14 protein-coding genes are annotated in these 19,310 nt (G+C 59.8%); 1 reads left to right on the top strand and 13 read right to left on the bottom strand.

The genetic code is table 11. The features are described 5' to 3' along the window. The first annotated feature begins 5 nt into the window (after positions 1–5). A complete protein-coding gene (locus VJR68_RS15505) occupies positions 6–1,292 on the top strand; it encodes a lipopolysaccharide biosynthesis protein (RefSeq protein ID WP_324149143.1) in 1,287 nt (428 codons plus the stop codon). A gap of 50 nt (positions 1,293–1,342) precedes the next feature. On the opposite strand, the gene VJR68_RS15500 is transcribed toward VJR68_RS15505, so the two are convergent. From VJR68_RS15500 to VJR68_RS15440, 13 genes are all read right to left on the bottom strand, one after another. Continuing rightward, a complete protein-coding gene (locus VJR68_RS15500) occupies positions 1,343–2,446 on the bottom strand; it encodes a right-handed parallel beta-helix repeat-containing protein (protein ID WP_324149141.1) in 1,104 nt (367 codons plus the stop codon). Positions 2,447–3,047: 601 nt separating this feature from the next. Continuing rightward, a complete protein-coding gene (locus VJR68_RS15495; protein WP_324149139.1) occupies positions 3,048–4,343 on the bottom strand; it encodes a right-handed parallel beta-helix repeat-containing protein in 1,296 nt (431 codons plus the stop codon). A gap of 45 nt (positions 4,344–4,388) precedes the next feature. Continuing rightward, positions 4,389–5,840 (bottom strand): asparagine synthase-related protein, encoded by a 1,452-nt coding sequence (locus VJR68_RS15490; protein ID WP_324149137.1) that lies wholly within the window; start codon positions 5,838–5,840, stop codon positions 4,389–4,391. Positions 5,841–6,149: 309 nt separating this feature from the next. Next, the gene (locus tag VJR68_RS15485) at positions 6,150–7,322 is read right to left on the bottom strand and encodes a glycosyltransferase family 4 protein (RefSeq protein ID WP_324149135.1); all 1,173 of its coding nucleotides are present in this window, start codon (positions 7,320–7,322) and stop codon (positions 6,150–6,152) included. Positions 7,323–7,388: 66 nt separating this feature from the next. After that, positions 7,389–8,363, bottom strand: coding sequence for a UDP-glucose 4-epimerase GalE (gene galE, locus VJR68_RS15480; RefSeq protein WP_324149133.1), 975 nt, complete (start codon positions 8,361–8,363; stop codon positions 7,389–7,391). Positions 8,364–8,696: 333 nt separating this feature from the next. Then, positions 8,697–9,866 (bottom strand): glycosyltransferase family 4 protein, encoded by a 1,170-nt coding sequence (locus tag VJR68_RS15475; protein WP_324149131.1) that lies wholly within the window; start codon positions 9,864–9,866, stop codon positions 8,697–8,699. A 195-nt stretch (positions 9,867–10,061) separates the two neighbouring features. Then, positions 10,062–10,997, bottom strand: coding sequence for a glycosyltransferase family 2 protein (locus VJR68_RS15470; RefSeq protein WP_324149129.1), 936 nt, complete (start codon positions 10,995–10,997; stop codon positions 10,062–10,064). Between the two features lie 189 nt (positions 10,998–11,186). Further along, positions 11,187–12,341 (bottom strand): right-handed parallel beta-helix repeat-containing protein, encoded by a 1,155-nt coding sequence (locus VJR68_RS15465; protein ID WP_324149127.1) that lies wholly within the window; start codon positions 12,339–12,341, stop codon positions 11,187–11,189. Then, complete coding sequence (locus tag VJR68_RS15460) at positions 12,338–13,834, bottom strand: asparagine synthase-related protein (RefSeq protein ID WP_324149125.1); 1,497 nt, start codon at positions 13,832–13,834, stop codon at positions 12,338–12,340. Before VJR68_RS15460 ends, VJR68_RS15465 begins: the two co-directional genes overlap by 4 nt. 78 nt (positions 13,835–13,912) lie before the next feature. After that, positions 13,913–15,364: an asparagine synthase-related protein gene (locus tag VJR68_RS15455; RefSeq protein WP_324149123.1), complete on the bottom strand. Its 1,452-nt coding sequence runs from the start codon at positions 15,362–15,364 to the stop codon at positions 13,913–13,915. Positions 15,365–15,399: 35 nt separating this feature from the next. Beyond that, positions 15,400–16,458: an EpsG family protein gene (locus VJR68_RS15450; protein ID WP_324149121.1), complete on the bottom strand. Its 1,059-nt coding sequence runs from the start codon at positions 16,456–16,458 to the stop codon at positions 15,400–15,402. 9 nt (positions 16,459–16,467) lie between these two features. Next, complete coding sequence (locus tag VJR68_RS15445; RefSeq protein WP_324149119.1) at positions 16,468–17,406, bottom strand: glycosyltransferase family 2 protein; 939 nt, start codon at positions 17,404–17,406, stop codon at positions 16,468–16,470. 48 nt (positions 17,407–17,454) lie between these two features. Further along, positions 17,455–18,627: an undecaprenyl/decaprenyl-phosphate alpha-N-acetylglucosaminyl 1-phosphate transferase gene (locus VJR68_RS15440; protein WP_324149117.1), complete on the bottom strand. Its 1,173-nt coding sequence runs from the start codon at positions 18,625–18,627 to the stop codon at positions 17,455–17,457. Positions 18,628–19,310: the final 683 nt, after the last annotated feature.

Here is a 19,310-nt window from a genome sequence, read left to right as displayed (position 1 = left end):
CCTTTTTGAATCGTTTGCCACGCGAATGGCGCAACGCACTCGGCGCCATCTCGATGCTATGGATCGCGACTGCATTGGGCGCAGTCCTCACGTTTCTTACGCAAGCCCTACTCGCACGCAAGCTGGGACCGTCCGAATACGGCTTGTTTGCGTCATCGCTGTCGACCATCACCATCGTCGCATCGCTGGCCGGTTTCGGGTTGCCGGCGTATTGGCTGCAGGTCTATGGCGTGGAAGGTTGGCAGGCCAACCGCTGGCTGGGACCTTCGTGGCGCTTTATCGTCATCAGCACCGTTGCCAGCCTGTTGCTGATCGTGGTGTGGTCGTTTACCGGCTCGACAGCGGATGCACGGCCGCTGCTGCTGTTGCTGTTGCCTCTGGTATTCGGTGTGCTGGTGGTCAATTTGATCAGCAGCCAGCTCCGCCTGGAAGAACGCCATCAATCACTGGCGTGGTGGCAGTTGATCACGCCGGGTGGCCGCGTGATGGTGGCAGCCTTGCTATGGTTTCTGCCTGGCGTGGACGGGCGGGTCGCGGCGGTTGGCTTCAGCGCTACGTCGATCCTGATGGTGATGCTCGCCTGGCCGGAATTGCGCGCGATGATGCGCGGCGATATTCGCTTGCATGGACACGGCCCGCGTCCGGAGCATCCGATCGTCGCTCCTCCACCCAGCATGGGCAAACTCTGGTCGCTGTCCTGGGCCTACGGTCTGGATGCATCGCTGTATACGATTTTCTTTTCGATCAGCATCGTGCTGTTGAAGTACCTGAGCAGCAACGCGCAGGCGGGCATCTTCGGCATTGCGCTGGGCGTGATGATGGCGATCTACCTGATTCCCACCACGATCTATCAGAAGTTTCTCTTATCCAAGCTGCATCGGTGGGCGGCGCACGATACCGACAAATTCTGGAAGGCGTTCCGCTACGGCAGCATGGCGATGCTCGCCCTGGGCCTCTTGGTAGGCGGCGCGCTGGTGGTGGTGTCACCCTGGGTAGTGCCGATGATTTTCGGCGAGAAGTACCAGCAGGTGGCGAAAGTGCTAATGGTGCTGGCGATCTGCGTGCCGGCGCGCTTTCTTTGCACCGTCATGACCACGGCCCTGCTCAACGAGAAGCACACGCGTTATCGCGTCGGCGCGACGGGCTTCAATGCCCTCGTCGTGGTGGTGTTCAACGTGATATTGATTCCCCATTATCACGTGATGGGTGCGGCATTCGCCACGGTACTCGGTGAACTGTCGTCGCTGTTGTCGATGTATCTGGGTGTGCGGCGGTTTCATGCGCACCGATAATTTGGCCATCATTCCCGCTTGCGCGGGAATGATGGCCAAGGGTCAAGCTATTACTGTTTCATCGGAGTGATGGTGTTGCCGTACTGCGTCACACCGCTTGCCGAACCGGAGATGGTGATGTCGCGCAGCACGTAGCCGAGCGTGAACACCGATTCCCCGTGGGCAACCAGCCAGGCCGCACCGTTGTAGTTGATCGTGTTGTTACCGAGCGACACGTTTTGCGTGCCGGCATCGATGTCTACACCGAACAGGTAGTTCTGGGTAAGCCAGTTATTGGTGATGGTCACGTTGGTCGCGCCCAGCGTGAATACGCCGTAGCCATGATTGGCCTTGGCGGTGTTACCGGTCACCGTCAAACCGTTTACGGCGTCGTGCACTTCCAGGCCGCAACCCATGTTGTTGGAGAATGCGGATTTCTCGATGCGGATCGACGTTGCGGTACCGAGGGTCTGCGGCTCGATGTCGATACCTGCTTGCGGCGCCGTGCCGTTGGAGCCGTTGAGGTTGCTGTTCACCACATACACCTGGTTGGCACCTGTAATCGTCAGGGCCTGGCGCCGGCTGTTGGTGCTGGTGACGCGATTGAGCGTGATGTTCGATACTGGCGTGAACTTTCTCCAGCCGCTGGTGGTGCCTACCAGCACGCCGTCGCCCCAGCTGTCGGCAACGGTAATGTCGTGCACGTAAACGGTGCTCGACTCCTGGATGCTGATGCCATAACCCAGTCCGTTGGTGCCAAGGTGGTGATAGCGCTCACCTTCGATGTGCCCGCCGAGAATTTCGACATTGCTGGCGTTCCACACCTTCACCACGGCGGCGAAGCTGGCGTTGTTGGGAATGGCCTTGAGCGTTGCGCCGGACCAAAGCGAAAGGCGCACGTTCGAACGCAGATTGATGCCTTTCGTCGCGTCGATCATGTACGTGCCGTTCGGCACCACGATCGTACCGCCGTTGGCGGGCAATGCATTGATGGCGGCCTGGAAGGCGGCAGTGTCGTCCATCACACCGTTGCCATTGGCACCGAAATTGGTGACGTTGACCACCGTGGGGCCGATGTAGATGTAGGGAGTTTGGCTCCACCACTGCGTGGCGGCGGCCGGGAGTGCTACTGAAAGCAGGGCCAGCGAAGCGCCGATGCCTGCAAGACGTTTCAAATGTCGGGTGGAACGGGAATGAGATGAATGGGAAGGGGACGGGCCCTTGTGCGGGATGGACTTCATCAGCGAGTCACGCAGCAAATGCCTTTTTTTAAGCACGTAAACAGCCTCTAGTTCGTCAAAAGTCCGTCTAGAGTCAATCATTCACGTACTACATGCAAATGTGAAACACGGCACTAGCTCACACTATGGGCCACTGACTTGTGCTTGCCATTTTTCACACTAATTCGTTTCGCTGCGAAGAAGCTGCCTGCGAAGAACGAAGAATGATTGTGGACATGCCGCTGCGCTGCTCATCATGCGTGCGAAGAAATTGGCATTTTTCGCCTATACGTATGCGCTTTTTTTGATTGTTGCCAGAATGAATCCATGTGCATTCGCGCACGTGATTTCAAAACGATGTGTCGCTTCAAATCCTCGCCTTGATGATGACTCGCTCTTAAATGGAGTGGGCGAGAGCGTTGCTTTTTACGCGGAATGACAAAATTCGAACATGTCACTAACTTCAAGTTTGCATTTATCGCGAGGCAGATTGGGGTTCGGCTTTGCCTCTACCCAACCTGCTCGTGTTGTTCGAACGGGATCCGACTTGCCAGTATCAATCGATCGGATAGCCGATCGGATCGCCGAATTCCTCATCCGGGTCGCGCTTGTTGGTGTACGTGTTGTTGCGCAGCCTTACGTTGGTCGTGGTGTTCTGCACGAGCAAATCGGCGCCGGTCGATTTATCCGGATCTGGTTCAACGCCGTCGAGGATGCCGATCGCTGTTGGCGAAAGCGCTCCGTGCGATGTCGCCCATTCGTCGTAAGGGCCGTCGCCAGGCTTGAACGGATAGCGAAATCCATTGCCTGCCAAAATGTTGTCGGCAAGCAGCGCGCAATTGGTCTTGCCGAGAATGATCGTGCCTTCCAGCCCATTGCGGGTGACGTTGTTGCTGGTAAAGCTCAGTCCGGTGAGTTCCTTCTCTCGCCACCATGGATTGGATTCTTCGTGGGTGACGAAGCCGTAGCCGAAGTTGTCGCAGATCGTGCAATCGTGCACTGAAACACCCACCACGTTGCCGTGGATCTCCATGCCCGTACCGCGATTGCGCGTCATGATGCAGTGGCTGACAACGACGTTGCGCACGTAGCCCTGGCCCTGCGGCTCGATATCGATGCCCGCCATCGGATCGGTAGCTTCTTGCGGGCCGGGACCGGGGCCGCTGAAGCTGAAAGTGGAATTGGTCACCATCATGTTTTCCACCGGCCCGATGGAAAGACCCTGGCGGCGATTTTGAGTGGATGTCACACGGTTGATCAGCACATTGTTCGAGGGGACGTGCTTGGGAAAATCGGCGTACTCCTGATTGAACCGCTCATCGCGTTCGCTCCCGAAGGCGCCCACCCATATGCCATCGCCCCAGCAATCGGATACATGCACGTCGCTGACGACGATGTTGTTCGAACTCTGGATGCTGATGCCAAACCCTTGTTCGTTTTGTCCAGGATCGGTATGTACCGGATCGGTGACATGCAGGCGCCGCTCGCCGACCAGGCGGCCACCGACGATACGCACGTTGTTTGCATGCCACACCCGGATCATTCGATATAGCGAAGTGTTGGTGGCAAGCGCGGCCAATGTCGCGGCCGGGTCCATCAAGAACAACATGTTCGAATGCAGCGTGATCGATTGTTCGACATCGATCCGGTAATCGCCGCGCGGCACGATAAGCGTTCCGCCCGTGAGCGGCACGGCGTCCACGGCCAGCTGGAAGACTTCGGTATCGTCAGTCCGGCCGTCGCCTTTTGCGCCCATGTCGCGCACGTTGATGATCGGGCCGGGAATGCCTGCCTGGCTGTCGTGGCCAAAGCTGGAAACAGGAATCGGGTTGAGTTGAGAATAACTGATCATCGCATGCGCTCCCTCTCTGCAGATCGGTTTTGCTGCAAGGCCGTCCTATCGATTGGCGCGGCCGCTCGTGTGACTCAACAACCACGGAAGAACAATGGCGAGCAGGTAGAACTTGGACGCGAAGAATTTGTTGTCCATCAATTTGCGATGTGCGTCCAGCCATCGCGTTGCGCCCGGCAGTAGTGCTTTTACCTCCTGGGCATAGGCGTACACCTGATCGAAACGCAGCTTGGCCAGCCCGCACAGATCGAAGCGGAAACTGCCCTTGGCTTTGACATACGGCAATTGCTCGAAGCACTCGGCAATGTATTGCCGCATCAGCACCTTGCTCACACCGCCAGGGCCGATCAATCGATCATCCGGCACCTGATGGAAAACCCAGTCGCGGAATTGCGGATCGGCGTAGGGATAGGCCAGGCGCAATGACATCGCACGCGCCGCGTACATGCCTTTGCCGAGATTGGAGGATTCGCCGATCGCCACCGCAAGCCGGCGCTGCGCTTCCGGCGTGACGGCCGCGGCGATGTCGGCCTGGAATACCTGCATGCGTTGTCGCGACTGCGCGGCAATGGGGTCGCCGAAGAGATCGTCCACTTCGCTGTCGCTGAAACGCGAACCGGGAAAGTTGCGTTCGAAGCGATCCATCTGCAGCGTGGAGAGCGCCACGCAAAGCGGAAAATTGGTGCTGGCCAGGCGGAACAGGCCCGGTGGTACGCGTAGCCCGCGCGCCAGCATGGACATGATGCGATCCTGTCGGCGCAGCGGCACGCCGAAATATTGATCGGCGCATTGCGCATCAAGAATGCCGTCACCCTGATGCCGTGCCACTTCGGTGGCAAGGTCGGCATAGGAAAGCGCGGCAAAATCCGCGCAAAGCAAGGGTAGGCGAGGGAGCATCGCCAGATAGCGGTCGTATGCGCGGCCCGGATCGCACACCAGCACTTCATGTCGAAGTCCCAGGTGTTGCGCCACGAAGTGCGCCGAGGCGACTTCGTCCTCTTCCTTGCCGCCGAGATAGGTAAGGCAGGTGGTATCCGGGCGTGCTTCAGCCAGTGCGATGGCCATCGAAGTGGAATCCTTGCCCCCGCTTTGCAGCAGCCATGGCGCATGCATGCCGCGCGTTGCGCGTGTGATGGCCTGGCACAGCAAGCGATGGTAGGTATCGATCAGTACATCGTCTTCCACGTCCTCCGAACGCGGACGCGCAGTTGCCCGCGCAGAATGAAACGCAAAATGAAACTGCGGATCGTCATACATGTCTTGCGCAGGGTCGAAGCCTGTCGCGGCAATCTTCACGTCCGCATAAATGGTATGCGGCGGATACACGAAGGCATTGCGAAATACGTCGGCGACCGACACTTTGTCGACAACGGAAATGTTGCGTTCATGCCTGGCCAGCGGGCTGAAATCAATTTCGCCCGAAGCAGGAGACGTATTGATCTGGATCTTCACGGTTGCGGTGGGGCGCGCGCGATGTTCCGTGCGGGGTAAGTTCATACTGGGCCCTGGTTAACTGTGCGGCGATTCATGCGCATCGGTACGACCGTCCTCCACACGGGGCAGGATGGCGAAAAGGGGCCGATAACCGTGAGTAGTTCCATGGCCATTGGCATGTGTGCGCTACCACATGAAAACCGGTAGGCGCGTGCAAAGTCCTTCAGCCAGCGATGCGAGTGCAACATGCATCGCCGTGCAACGCAGCATAGCGATGGAAATGTATGCGTTTCGCCATGAAACGGTGCAGGGCGCGTGGAAAGGCTTGCGCAAAGCTTAAGGATGCTCTGATCGATTCCACGTATTCATCATTCAAGGCACAGTCCGCATGGCTTCTGCATCGCTGCCATCCGGATGAAGCAATTCGGCGTACACGTCGAGTGTTTGCTGGATCACCAGGCGTTCGTCGAATTTCTTCAACGCCTGCTCGCGCGCGCGATCGCCCAGTTGCACCAGCCAGTCGCGATCGTCATCCAGCCGGGCAATGCAGTCTGCCAGCGCTTCGGCGTTGCGCGGTTCGACGCGCAAGCCATCCACGCCATCTTGCGTCACTACTTCGCGGCAGCCCGGCCGATCCGTGGTGATCAGCGCCAAGCCGGCGGCAGCGCCTTCGATCAGCGACTTGGGTACGCCTTCGCGGTAATAGCTGGGCAAGGCCATCACGTGCACGCTGCCGAGCAGCGCCGGCATGTCGTTGACGTGTCCCAGGCAGTTCACCAGTCCCGCTTCCGTCCAGCGGCGTAATTCGGCGCGCGAGATCGAATGCGGGTTGCCCGGATCGGGCGTGCCGGCCAGTAGAAATTCGATGTCGCGCTCGCGCTTGCGCAGGATCGCAGCCGCTTCGATGAATTCGCGTACGCCCTTTTCCTCCAGCAGGCGGGCGGCAAGCAACACGCGCAGCCGCTCGTAACGATGCGTGGTGCGATTGGAGGGATGGAAGCGGAAGGTGTTGACGCCCGAACCGAGAATGACGCGCACTCTGTCCGGCGCAACCAGGCCGGCCTGTGAAAACGCCAGGGCGTCGTCATGGTTCTGCAATACCAGCAGCGATCGTTTGCCGCTCAGGGCGATGCGCAGCAGACTCCTGACGAGCGGCCGCAGCAAGCGCGCCTTGAGCGCATCGCTGGTAAAGACGTAACCCATGCCGGATACCGCGCTGACCATGGCCGGAACACGTGCGATGCGCGCGGCAAGGGTTCCGTAGATGGCGCATTTCAACGTAAAACCATGCACGATGTCGGGCCGCTCGCGTCGGAACACGTTGACAAGACGGCTCAACGTGGCCAGTTCGCGCAATGGGTTGAGGCTGGCGCGTTCCATGGCCAGCGGTATCCAGCGGCAACCATGCTCGACCAGGCGTTTGCCGAATTTGCCAGGTGGCGACACCATCACGACTTCATGCCCATCCGCGAGCAGGCGCTGGACGGTGGCGAGCCGGAAGTTGTAGAGATACCAGGTGGTGTTGGCAAAGAAGATAAATTTCATTGAGTGATGCCGTTGATGATGCTTGTTTTACTACCTTCCTGGCCCGCGTGCCGCTGTCGATGGCGGTCAATAGCGCGCTTGGCTATGCCAGCGCCAGGCGCTTCTTACAATGTCGTCGATGTTTGTGATGGCCGGGCTCCAACCTAGATGCGCGCGCGCCTTGGCATTGGAGGCCACCAACACAGGCGGATCGCCGGCGCGGCGCGATGCGCGCTCGAACGCGATCTCCGCGCCGGTGACGCGTTTGGCCGCTTCAATGACTTCAAGAACAGTGAAGCCGTTGCTGCTTCCCAGATTGAAACAATGCGCGCCGTCATGTTTGTCCATGAAATGGATGGCGCTCAGGTGCGCTTCGGCCAGGTCGTTTACGTGGATGTAATCGCGCACGCAGGTGCCGTCTTTGGTCGGGTAATCGTCGCCGAAGATTTTCAGTGACGAACTGTGCCCGAGCGCTGCGCGCAAAATGTTCGGAATAAGATGCGTCTCCGGATCGTGCGATTCGCCGATATCGCCGGAGGGATCGGCGCCCGCGGCATTGAAATAGCGCAGCGATACCGAGCGCAGGCCGTAGGCAGGCGCCGCATCGGCCAGTATGCGTTCGACCATCCATTTGCTCGCGCCGTAAGGATTGATCGGACGCGCGGAGTGCTCTTCGTCGACCAGCGGGGTGCTGGGCTGGCCAAATACGGCGGCGGTGGATGAAAAGACCAGTTTCGAGACGCCGGCTTCGCGCATGGCGTTCAACAGGCACAGCGTTCCGCCGACGTTGTTCTGATAGTAGTCGTAGGGCTTTTTCATCGACTCGCCCACCAGCGAATGCGCGCACAGGTGAATGACGGCGTCGAAGCGGTGCTGGCCGAATGCCGCGCGCATGGTGTTCGCGTCTCCAATATCGCCAACGATCAGTGGCACCTCGTCAATGGCCTGGCGGTGTCCGGTCGACAAATTGTCGTAAACGATCGGTTCGTGCCGGTGAGCGAGCAAGCAGCGCACCATGTGCGAACCGATGTATCCAGCCCCGCCGCAGACGAGCACCTTCATCCCTAGATTCCTAATTCAGGCCAGAAAAACGTGGGTTCCAACGTGCCAAGGCCACGACGTGTGGCGCGATCAACGATATGTCTCGGCAACGTGAATCCAGCTCTTAGTCCCATGTACCGGGTAAGCGACCCAAAACTCACCATGCATTAGGCCCGCCAGCTCGTCGCGTGGATGTAAACGAAGCGTGCGCAAGCCGGCGCATTTTCATCACGTGTGTGTACGGAAAGCGTCTGGTGATGACGGGGACGCAGGGCCGCGCGGCTGGAGCGTGAAACACACGCCGCCCTCGACCAGCCTGGTCGCTGCGTTCCGGTCACAACGTTCGGCTGAATATCAGGAAACGGAGCGTGACGCGGAGACGTGCGTGTAAGGCGTGGTCAGTTCGCCGTAGACGTCGATGGTTTTCTGGATCACCGCGCGCTCGTCGAATTCACGCAACACTTTCTGGCGCGACCGCTGGCCCAGCTGCGTGAGCAGGTTGCGATCGTTATCCAGGCGCGCGATGCACTTGGCCAACGACATCGCGCTTTGTGCTTCCACGTGCAAGCCATCCACGCCGTCCTTGCTCACCACCTCGCGGCAGCCCGGACGATCGGTGGTGATCAGCGCCAGGCCACAGGCAGCACCTTCCAACAACGATTTCGGTACGCCTTCGCGGTAGTAGCTGGGCAACACCATCACATGCACGGTGTTGAGCAGGCCAGGCATGTCGTCGACGTGGCCCAGCCAGCGGATAAGCCCTGCGTCCACCCATTCACGGACTTGCTCTTCCGGCACGGAATGCGGATTGCCAGGGTCGGGCGTGCCGGCGAGCACGCATTCCACGTCGTGGCCCCATTGGCGCAACAGCGCGGCGGCCTCGGCAAATTCCGGAATGCCCTTTTCACGCAACAGGCGCGCCGCCAGCAATACGCGCAGGCGCCCATCGGGATGCAGCGGCGGCACCGCCGGGTGGAACATCATGGTGTCCACGCCGGTGCCGCGGATCAGGCGGATCCGTTCCGGCAAGATCAGGCCCGCATCGGTAAACGACATCACGTCATCGGGATTCTGCAGGATCAGCAGCGAGCGATGATCGCTCAGCGTCATGCGCATCAGCGCCTTGACCAGCGGACGCAGCATGCGCGCCTTGAGGGCGTCGCTGGTGAACACATAACCCATGCCGGCCACGGCGTTGACCACGGCGGGTACGCGGGCGAGGCGCGCGGTCAACGCGCCGTAGACGACGCATTTCATGGTGTAGTTGTGCAGCAGATCGGGTTGTTCTTCGCGCAATATCGAGATCAGCCGGCTCAGCGTTGCCGCTTCGCGCAGCGGGTTGAGGCTGGCGCGATCCATCGGCAACTGGATCCAGCGGAATCCGTGCGCGGCAAAACGCGCGCCGAAGGGGCCGGGCGGAGACAGCATCACCACTTCATGGCCGTCCTTGCGCAGCTGAAGCGCGGTGGAAACACAGAAGTTGTAGAGGTACCAGTCGGTATTGGCAAAGAAGATGAGTTTCATAAGGGCATCCGTGATGTAATGGTCAGAACGTGGTTCCCGGTATAGCGATGTCGCGGGTGCTGCACGCCGCGCCCCTCGGGCGCTGTCGTGTTGAATCTGCGCGGCATCATGGCGGCAAAGCTGCGCCGCATGGGGCATTGGCGTTGCTGGCGATGCTGGATGGCCTTGCAGTGCATGAACTGTCGATAGCGCGAATCACGAAGCCGCGTTGCGCCGCGCCAGTACCAGTTCTTCACGGCGGCGCGTGAGCGTGATCACCCAGCGGCGTGCATAGCGAAGCACACCCACCGCATCGGCAAGCCGCCACAGCCACCAGCTCAGCAGGCCTTGCTTGTGCAGGGTTCGGCGCACGTCCACGACCGCCTTGTTCATGGCGACCAGGTCGTTGCTGAGTCCACCAGCGCCATACGGCGGCTTGTGGTACGAAGCGAGCACCTGATTGAGTCGTATGCAGCGATAGCCGGACAACAGGATCTGCGCCCATAGCAGAAGATCTTCCGCCAGCCGGCGCGATTCGTCGAAGCGGAAGGGCAGGTCGCGGCGCAGAATGATCGAAGCGGTGGGAAATTGAGTGCGCCGCAGGAACAGGTGATGCGCCAGCACATGGGTCACGAGCAGCGGGTAATCCAGTGCGGGTGACGGCGCGGTGCGCGACTGCACGTTCATGTCGTGGGCGATCAGCATCGCCTGCGGATCGTCAGCCAAGGCTTCCATCTGAAGCTTCAACTTCTGCGGATGCCAACTATCGTCGGCATCCAGAAAGGCAATCCATGGTTGGCTCGCGTGTGCCCAGCCGCGATTGCGTGCCGCCGATGGCCCGCCGTTGCGCGGCATGGCGATGACTTTTACCCAGCCCGGCGGATACGTGCTGGCAACACGGTGCAATTCTTCCAGCGTGCCATCGCCACTGCCGTCTTCCACCAGCAACACCTCGGCGGGTTTCATCGCTTGTGCAGCTACCGAGGCCACGGTGTGTTCGATGAAACGCGCGCAGCGATAGCACGGTATCACCACGCTTACCGGTGCGTTGTCGTTCACCGGCAAGTGCGGTGCATCACCGCCGTGCTCGGCCAATCGGCTAACGGATGTTGCCGATGGATCCGGGATTGGCGTGTGATGAGTCGGCTGCATAATCAACGTTGCTCCGCGTTATGTTCAAGCACAAGATTGCTGGTAGCGGCGTGCATGGTTCGTGCAGGTTTTGTCCTTCTCATGCATGCGCATCGTGACGCGTTTATTGCGGGTATCCGTAACGCGTGATCCTGCATTGACAATCGTAAGTTGCTCGCAAGCTTTGCTTGCGCAGCGCCAGGCGTGTCGTCAATGCCAATCCGTTTGCGGTGAAAATGTGTTGCTATCCGTGGTGATCTGATTGGCAGCATCTTTCACCTCCAGTTGCCGCCCGCGTATGAAGCTGCTGTTCTTGGCCTGCGGCGAATCCGTTTTCATCGGATAGCGCGCGCTGTTGTTGCCGAGCGTGTTGCCGGTGGCGCGCACGTAGCTGCTGTGCCCGGCGATGGAAAGCCCGGCCAGGCCGTTGCCGGTCATGGTGTTGGCGTTGAGGGTCACTTGCGTGGCGGCATCCACGGTCAGCACGCCATAACCGTAGTTGTTGGTGATGGTGCTGTTCTTCACCGTCACGTTGCTGACATTGCTGTGGATTTCCAGCCCGCTGCCGCGGTTGTCGATCAAGTTGCAATGGTCGATGGTGATGTTGTTCGCCTGGCCCTGCGTTTGCGGCTCGATGTCGATGCCGGACTGCGGCATGGTGCCGTGCGTATTGCTGAAGGTGGAGTTGGTGATGGTGACGCCATTGACCGGACCGATGGAAAGTCCCTGGCGGCGGTTCTCGGTGGAAACGACGTTGTCGACCGATACGTCGGTGGACGGTACGGCATTGGGAGCTTTGCCAAGTGCGCCGATCCACATGCCATCGCCCCAGCAATGAGCGATGTGCACGTCGGAGACATGCACATGGTTGGACGCCTGGATATTGATGCCGTAACCCCATTCGCCGCCTGCGCCGGTGTGTCCCTCGCGTTCGCCAATGATGGTGCCGCCGGTGATGTTGACGTTGTTGACGTTCCAGACCTTGATCATGTACGACCGCTGCGAACTATTGGGCAGCGCCGCAATGGTGGCGTCCGGTGCGAGCTGTAGCGTCATGTTGGAACGCAGGTTGATCGAGCGCATCGCATCGATCATGTAAGTGCCTTTCGGTACCAGTACCGTGCCGCCTTTTGCGGGCAGGCTGTCGATGGCCGATTGAATCGCATGGGTGTCGTCATGCACGCCATCGCCCTTGGCGCCTTTGTCGCGCACATTGATGACGGTGCCGGCGGTGCCTAGCTGCGATCCCGCGTAACTGGACGTGCTCCACGCGTACAGCGCGGCCAGCGGCAAGGCCAGCCACAAGGCGTGCAGCGAGCGGCGCCGTGGCATACGAAAACGAGAACGGGCGGCGGTGTGGGTCATGGTTTCCGGGTGATAGGCGTCGGCCGTGCCGACCGGTCGGGAGGATGCAGGTTGCTGCGGCTCGCCAGCCACGGCAGCGTGACCGCGAGCAAGTAGAACTTCGACGCAAAGAACTTGTTGTCGAGCAGACGCCGATGAACTTCCAGCCAGCGCGGCACGCCCGGCAGGATGGCGCGCGACTGCTGCGCAAAGGCATACACCTGGTCGAAGCGCTGCTTGGCCAACCCACGCAGATCGAAGCGGAAGGAGCCTTTGGTGCTTACATACGGCAGTTCGGCGAAACGCCCGGCAATGTGCCGGCGGATCAGCAACTTGTTGACGCCACCCGGGCCGATCAGCTGGTCGCGCGGTACGCGGTGGAGAATCCAGTCGCGCAGCGGCGCGTTGCAATAGGGGTATGCCACGCGCAGCCCCATCGCCTTGGCCGCGTACATGCCTTTGCCCATGGCGGGTGCTTCGAGCAAGGTGAACGCGATGATGCGCTGCACTTCGGTGGAATCGGCGGCGGCAAGTTCGGCGCGGAACGTTTCCATGCGTTGTCGCGAGCGTGCCGAGATGTTCCAGCCGTACAGTTCATCCACCTCCGCATCGCTGAAGCGCGAGCCGGGGAAAAAGCGCTCGAATCTGCTCATCTGTAAAGTGGCGAGCGCAAAGCACAGCTCGAAATGGTTTCTTATCACAGGCCAGCGGAACAGGCCCGGCGGAAGCCGCAGGCTGCGCGAAAGCAGCCTGAGCATATGATCCCTGCCGTGCATCGGCGCACCGAAATAATGATCGGAACCCAGCGCATCGACGATGCAATCACCACCCAGCAAGCGCACTTCGGTTGCGAGGTCCGCGTAGGACAAGGTGGCGAAATCAGCGCTCAACAAGGGCATGCGCGGCAGCATGGCGAGGTAGCGGTCGTAAGCGCGGCCCGGGTCGCACACCAGCATTTCATGCCGCAAGCCCAGCTTCCTGGCGACGAAGCGCGCCGAGGCCACTTCGTTTTCCTCGGTGCCGCCAAGATAGGTAAGGCAGGCGGTATCGGGGCGTGCTTCGGCGATGGCGATGGCCATCGAAGTGGAATCCTTGCCGCCGCTCTGCATCAACCAGGGGGTACGGTTGCCGGCGAGGGATTGCTTTACCGAGTCGCACAGCAGGCGATGATAGGTTTGCGTCAGCGCAGTGGTGTCCGCTTCACTCGCATGGCTTTCCGATCTGGCATGCGTCGTGCGGAAGGGGAAGCGGAAGGTGGGGTTATTGTGCAGATCTGTCGATGGATCGAAGCCTGAAAAGGCAACCTTTGCATCGCGATAGATGGAGTGGGGCGGATACACAAAGCTGTTGCGCAGCAGATCGGCAATGGACACCAGGTCCAGTGGCGCGTTGCCCGGGTCGAGTCCCGCAAGCGGCGAAAAATCCACGCCGCGCTGGTAGGGCGACGCGTTGACCTGGATGCGGGTTAAGCGCGGGCCAGTCGGCAGATGGTGCGAGATCGTGCTGGCTCTCATGAGATCACCGGAATCCTTTGGCGCGGACGGACATTCGTCCGCAGCTGTTCCGTTTTCTCAGTGGCCCGGCGGCTGGCGTCATGATGCAACTGCCTCGGCACTGCGAAAATCGTCAACGGGAGAGGTATGCCGCATGCGGCTGTACAGCCATGGCAGCACCATGGCGAGCAGATAGAACTTGGAAGCGAAGTATTTGTTGCCAAGGCGGTCGCGATGGGTTTCCAGCCAGCTCGGTGCACCCGGTACCAGTGCCTGCGTCTGCTGTGCGAAGTTGTAGACCTGGTCGAAGCGTTGCCGTGCCAGGCCGCGTACGTCGAAGCGGAAGCAGCCTTTGGTCTTCACGTAGGGCAGGTTGTGGAAGTGCCGGTCGATGTATTGGCGCATCAAGACCTTGTTCACGCCACCCGGGCCGATCAGCAATTCGTCCGGAACATCCTTGAAAACCCAGTCGCGGAATTGAGGATCGGCATAGGGATAGGCAAGCCGCAACGAGGTCGCCGCGGCCGAGTGCATGCCCTTGGCCAGGTGAGCGGACTCGCCGATCACCAGCGAAAGTCGGCGCACGGCTTCGGCAGAACCGGCTACATCGAGATCAGGCTTGAAGACGTCCACGCGACGGCGGGACAGCGATGCAAGCGGTTTGCCCAGCAAGGCATCCACTTCGGTATCGCTGAAACGCGAACCGGGGAAGAAGCGTTCGAACTCGTTCATCTGCAAGGTTGCCAGCACGACGCAAAGCTTGAAGTTCCGGCGGACCAGCGGCCATTTGAACAACGACTGTGGCACGTGCATGCTCCGCGCGAGCATCGCCAGCACGCGGTCCGGCCAATGCAGCGGAACACCAAAATATTGATCCGAACCCAGCGCATCGATCATGCCGTCGCCTTGCTGCAGGCTTATTTCGGTGGCCAGATCCACATACGACAAGGTTGCAAAATCCGCCGTCAGCAACGGCATGCGCGGTAGCATGGCGAGGTAGCGGTCGTAGGCGCGACCGGGATCGCACACCAGGGTTTCATGCCGCAGACCGAGCTTGTTCGCAACGAAACGTGCCGAGGCGACTTCGTTCTCTTCCCTGCCACCCAGATAAGTGATGCAGGTGGTATCCGGTCGCACGTCGGCCACGGCGATCGCCATGGAGGTGGAATCCTTGCCGCCGCTCTGCAACAGCCACGGTGCACGCATGCCGGATGTCGTGCGCATCACCGCCTCGCATAGCAGGCTATGGTACGTCTCCAATAATTTGCGGCTGTGAATGGCGTCGAGCGGTGGACGCGGCGAGGCAAGAGCGGGTTGGTAAAGGTAATGGAAGCGGGGATTGTCAAACATATCTTGCGACGGGTCGAAACCGGTCGCGGCGATTTTTACGTCTTTATAGATGGTGTGCGGCTCATAGACGAAGCCATTGCGCAGAATGTCGGCGATCGATACCGGATCGATCGCCGCCAGGCCTTGCCCATAGCCGGCAAGCGGCGAGAAATCCCACGCGTTGTCGTTGGGCGAGGTATTGATCTGGATTCTCTGGCCCATGGCGACGGGTACGTCCTCACATTGCAGCGATGCATTCATACGAGAACCTGATTGGATACGTAGTAATAGAAGACCGCGCAGGACACGATGAGTCCGACGCGCAGCAGGATGGGATTGCGAAGCATCGATAAGCGACTATGGAAGAAGATGGCAGCCACCATCAGGGATATGGCCAGGTAGGCCGAAAGCAGGTAACGGTTGGAGAAGTTGCCCCAACCCAGCAGAAAGAACGGCAGCAGCATGACCAGATACACCGCCGTACTGTCCTTCAGGCGCGTGCTGTAGGGCTTGCGCACCAGGCCCGACAAAAAGAGCGGAAGCAGGTACCAGAAGATGGAGAACAGCGCGAAATCGATGCGCACGCCCGATTTGTATTTGGAACCAAGTTCATAATCCATCACGGCGTCATAGAGCGATGGAACGGCCGAGCGCACCACAATTAATGTGAGCCCGCTGCAATAAGCGATGAAGCCAATGATGGCGGCAATTCGCAGGAATTTCAGGTTGATCAGCAATAACGGCGCACAGGCCAGATACACCAGCGACGAATAGTGGAAGCAGGTCGCGACTATCCCGAAAATAAAGAAATCCCGCCATTGCCGTTGATGGAACGCGAGCAAGGCCATGAATACCGGCAGCGAGGCCAATCCCTGCCGGACCGCATTGATCGACGCGTTCACGAACATCGGCGAAAACAGCATGAACATCACGCTGGCACTAAGAAACGTGAAAAAGCCGCGCGAACTGCCCAGATAATCGAAATACCGGCGCGACGCGAGCACCACCATTACCAGCAGCAAACCGAACAGCACGCACTGGTACGCCTGCAAGCTGAAGCCGAGACCGCTCAATAGACGGGTCAGCAGCAGGAAGCCAGGTTCGAAGCGCGACTCCACCAGGTGATTGCGCAGTTCGCTGAACACTTTCGCATAGACGGCGGTATCGCTACCCACGTCGATGCCGCGCAACCCGACCACCAGGTCGGTAAACAGGAATACCGGCACCAACAGGATGATGCTAAGAATCACCCGCGCATTGGTGGTGATGTTCGACGGGCGGGAGTATCCGACGTAAGAAGCAGTGTGGGTGGCCATGTTCGATGCTCAAACGCCGTAGCGGGTGGGTCGTGCGCCGTGAGGACGGCGAATAACGTTCAACGTGCGTCGTCGCAGATGGCGCAACCACGCCACCGCTTCCACCAGCTGCCATTGCCACCAGCCCAGCAGGCCGGTGCGATGCAGATGGCGGCGAACGTCGATGGCAGCGACGTACATCGCGTTCATGTCGCCGCTGAGTCCGCCGGCGCCGAACGGCGGCTTGTGATACGACGCGAGCACTTGCTCAAGCTTGGCGCAGCGATAGCCGGACAGCAGGATCTGTGCCCATAGCAGGAAATCTTCGGCACGCTTGCGTGTCTCGTCGAAGCGAAAGGGCAGATCGCGGCGCAGAACGATCGATGCGGTGGGAAACGGATGGCGCATCATCAGCAGATGGCGTGCCAGCACGCGCACCTGCGGCGGCTGCCGGAGCGCGGGCGGCGGCGCAGTGCGCGACTGCACGTTCATGGCGTGCCCGATCAGCACGATCTCCGGATCATGCCGCAGGGCTTCCATCTGCCACTGCAGTTTTTGCGGATGCCAGCTGTCGTCGGCATCGAGAAAGGCGATCCACGGCTGGCGCGCGTTATCCCAGCCACGGTTGCGTGCGGCAGACGGACCGGCATTGCGCGGTAGCGCAATGACTTTGATCCACCCCGGTGGGTAGCTCCGTGCAAGCGCTTCCAATTGCTGCAACGTACCATCCCCGCTGCCGTCGTCCACCAGCAGCACTTCGGCAGGGCGAAGCGTTTGGGCGGCGATCGATGCTACCGCCTGCCCGATGGTATGCGCGCAACGGTAGCAAGGTACGACCGCGCTGACGGGCGCGAGGCTGGCGCCGCGCCCTTCGGTTTCGGAGCCTTCCACGTCCGCCGCGGCAGCGGCCGATGGCGGCGACGCTGTCCGGGGAGTGTTGCTTGCTCGATCAGTGGTAAGCAATGGCATGTTTTCCCATCGATGATGACGCCGCGGGTGATAGACGCATTCATGCGTTCACGCCTGCTGTTGCTCCGACGAATCCACGCTTTCCTGATGAGTTTCGTTTTCATGCTCCTGGTAAGGCCCGACGGTAGTCGGCTGCAACGGTGCGGCGAGCGAGAGCTTTTGCGATGCACCGATCGTCCGCGCCGTGGCCACCATGGCTTTGCTGGCCAGCTGCATGCGGTAGATGCGGCCCATCAGCACGACGTAGATCGCGGTAACCGACGCAAAGGCGAGCAGGTTGCTGCCATGCGTGAGATGGCGCGTCCACGTGCCGACGTACACCAGCGTCATCGCCAGGCCCACCAGCATCACCAGCGTGGTGTGCGCGCTGAAACCGGCATTCATCATGATGTGATGGATATGGCCGCGGTCCGGCTTGAACGGCGATTTGCCTTCGCGAAGGCGGCGCACCATCACTTGCAGGGTGTCGAGCACCGGCAGCGCGACGCACCACAGCACGTCGACCGTCGACAGGTGCGGCTGCGCCTGCTGGCTGAGCTGGATGAGCGTCCACGCCAGGAAGTAGCCGATCATCATGCTACCGGCATCGCCCAGGAACACTTTGCGTCCGAGCAGATCCAGGTTGGCGGCCAGGTCAGGCAGCAATGCCGCCGCAAGCAGCAGCAACAGAATGACGCTGTGCCATTGCGAAATGCCTTGATACACCGTGATGGCGCCAATGCTCACCAGCGTCAGCATGCCGGCCAGGCCGTCGATGCCATCCATCATGTTGAAGGCATTGAGCAGGCCGATCACCGAGAGCAGGGTCAACGGGATGCCGAACGCGCCAAGTTCCAGGTTGTAGCCGAACAGATGGCCGAGCGTGTGGATGTAGGTGTGCGTGCAATAGATCATGGTGAGCACGGCCGCGGTCTGAACCAGCAACCGGCTGCGCACGCTGAGGTCGAAACGGTCGTCGAGGGCGCCGGTCAGTGCAAGCACAGCACCGGTGCCAAGCAGCGCATTGGTAAACAGCAGCGATTCGCCTTCGAAGCACATGCCGGCGATGACGCCGAACAAGGCGGAAAGTCCGCCGATAAGAGGAATGTTGCCCACATGCCGCTTTCGTTCGCTCGGTTTATCCACCAGACCGATCGATTCGGCGTGGTGATAGAGGAATATCAATGCGACTGCAGCAGAAAGCATGGCGATGACGCAAGAAATAAGCGCGCGGTAACTCATCGGTTCTCCCAACTACAGACAGTTTTTAATGTGGCGCGAAGCCCCTGCTTTCCTTCGCGATGAGCCAGGTGATATATGCTGCGACGCTTTGACTGTAAGCGCTCCTATGAATCAAACGTGGGATGCGTTGTTCCAGCGAGTTTCCTCGCTACGGATGGCTCTTTCGATGTGTGTATGGATATGAAGTTGGCGTGACGGGATCAGGTCGCACGGCTCATATGTGGTAATCAGCGGCGCCTCCCGCTTCGATAGCGAAATTTGCATACGTGAAGACATAAAAGGATGTGCTCAGCGTGGATTCGTTGCGCAATTGTCGCTATGGGTCCGTGTTCGTTATGTGTGCAATGCGACATGGAATGTCTTGCAATCCTGCACATTCATGAATGTGCTTCGTCATGATGATGTGCGCGATACGTCATGCGTGGCGTCAAATCGCGGGCAGGTTTTTGCTAAGGCGCCGCATGCGAGGGTTTACGCGTGATGGATGTGTCGTCGTGCATGCCTTGCATGCATCAGGTCGACTCCTTCGCGTGGAAGAGTCCGTTAAAAAAACAGACGCTTCTTCACATCACACATAGGCGAGTTTTTGACGTTGTTTTGGAGCAGAAATGCAGGATCTCGGCGGTTCGCTTGCGTCGAACTGACAGCGAACGCGTTCAGCTTCTTCACGAAGCGTGGAGTAA

The organism is Dyella sp. (genome assembly GCF_035277725.1).
Taxonomy (GTDB): Bacteria; Pseudomonadota; Gammaproteobacteria; order Xanthomonadales; family Rhodanobacteraceae; genus Dyella_B.
The sequence above is the reverse complement of the archived record's forward strand: the minus strand, read 5'-3'. Positions and strand labels throughout refer to the sequence as shown.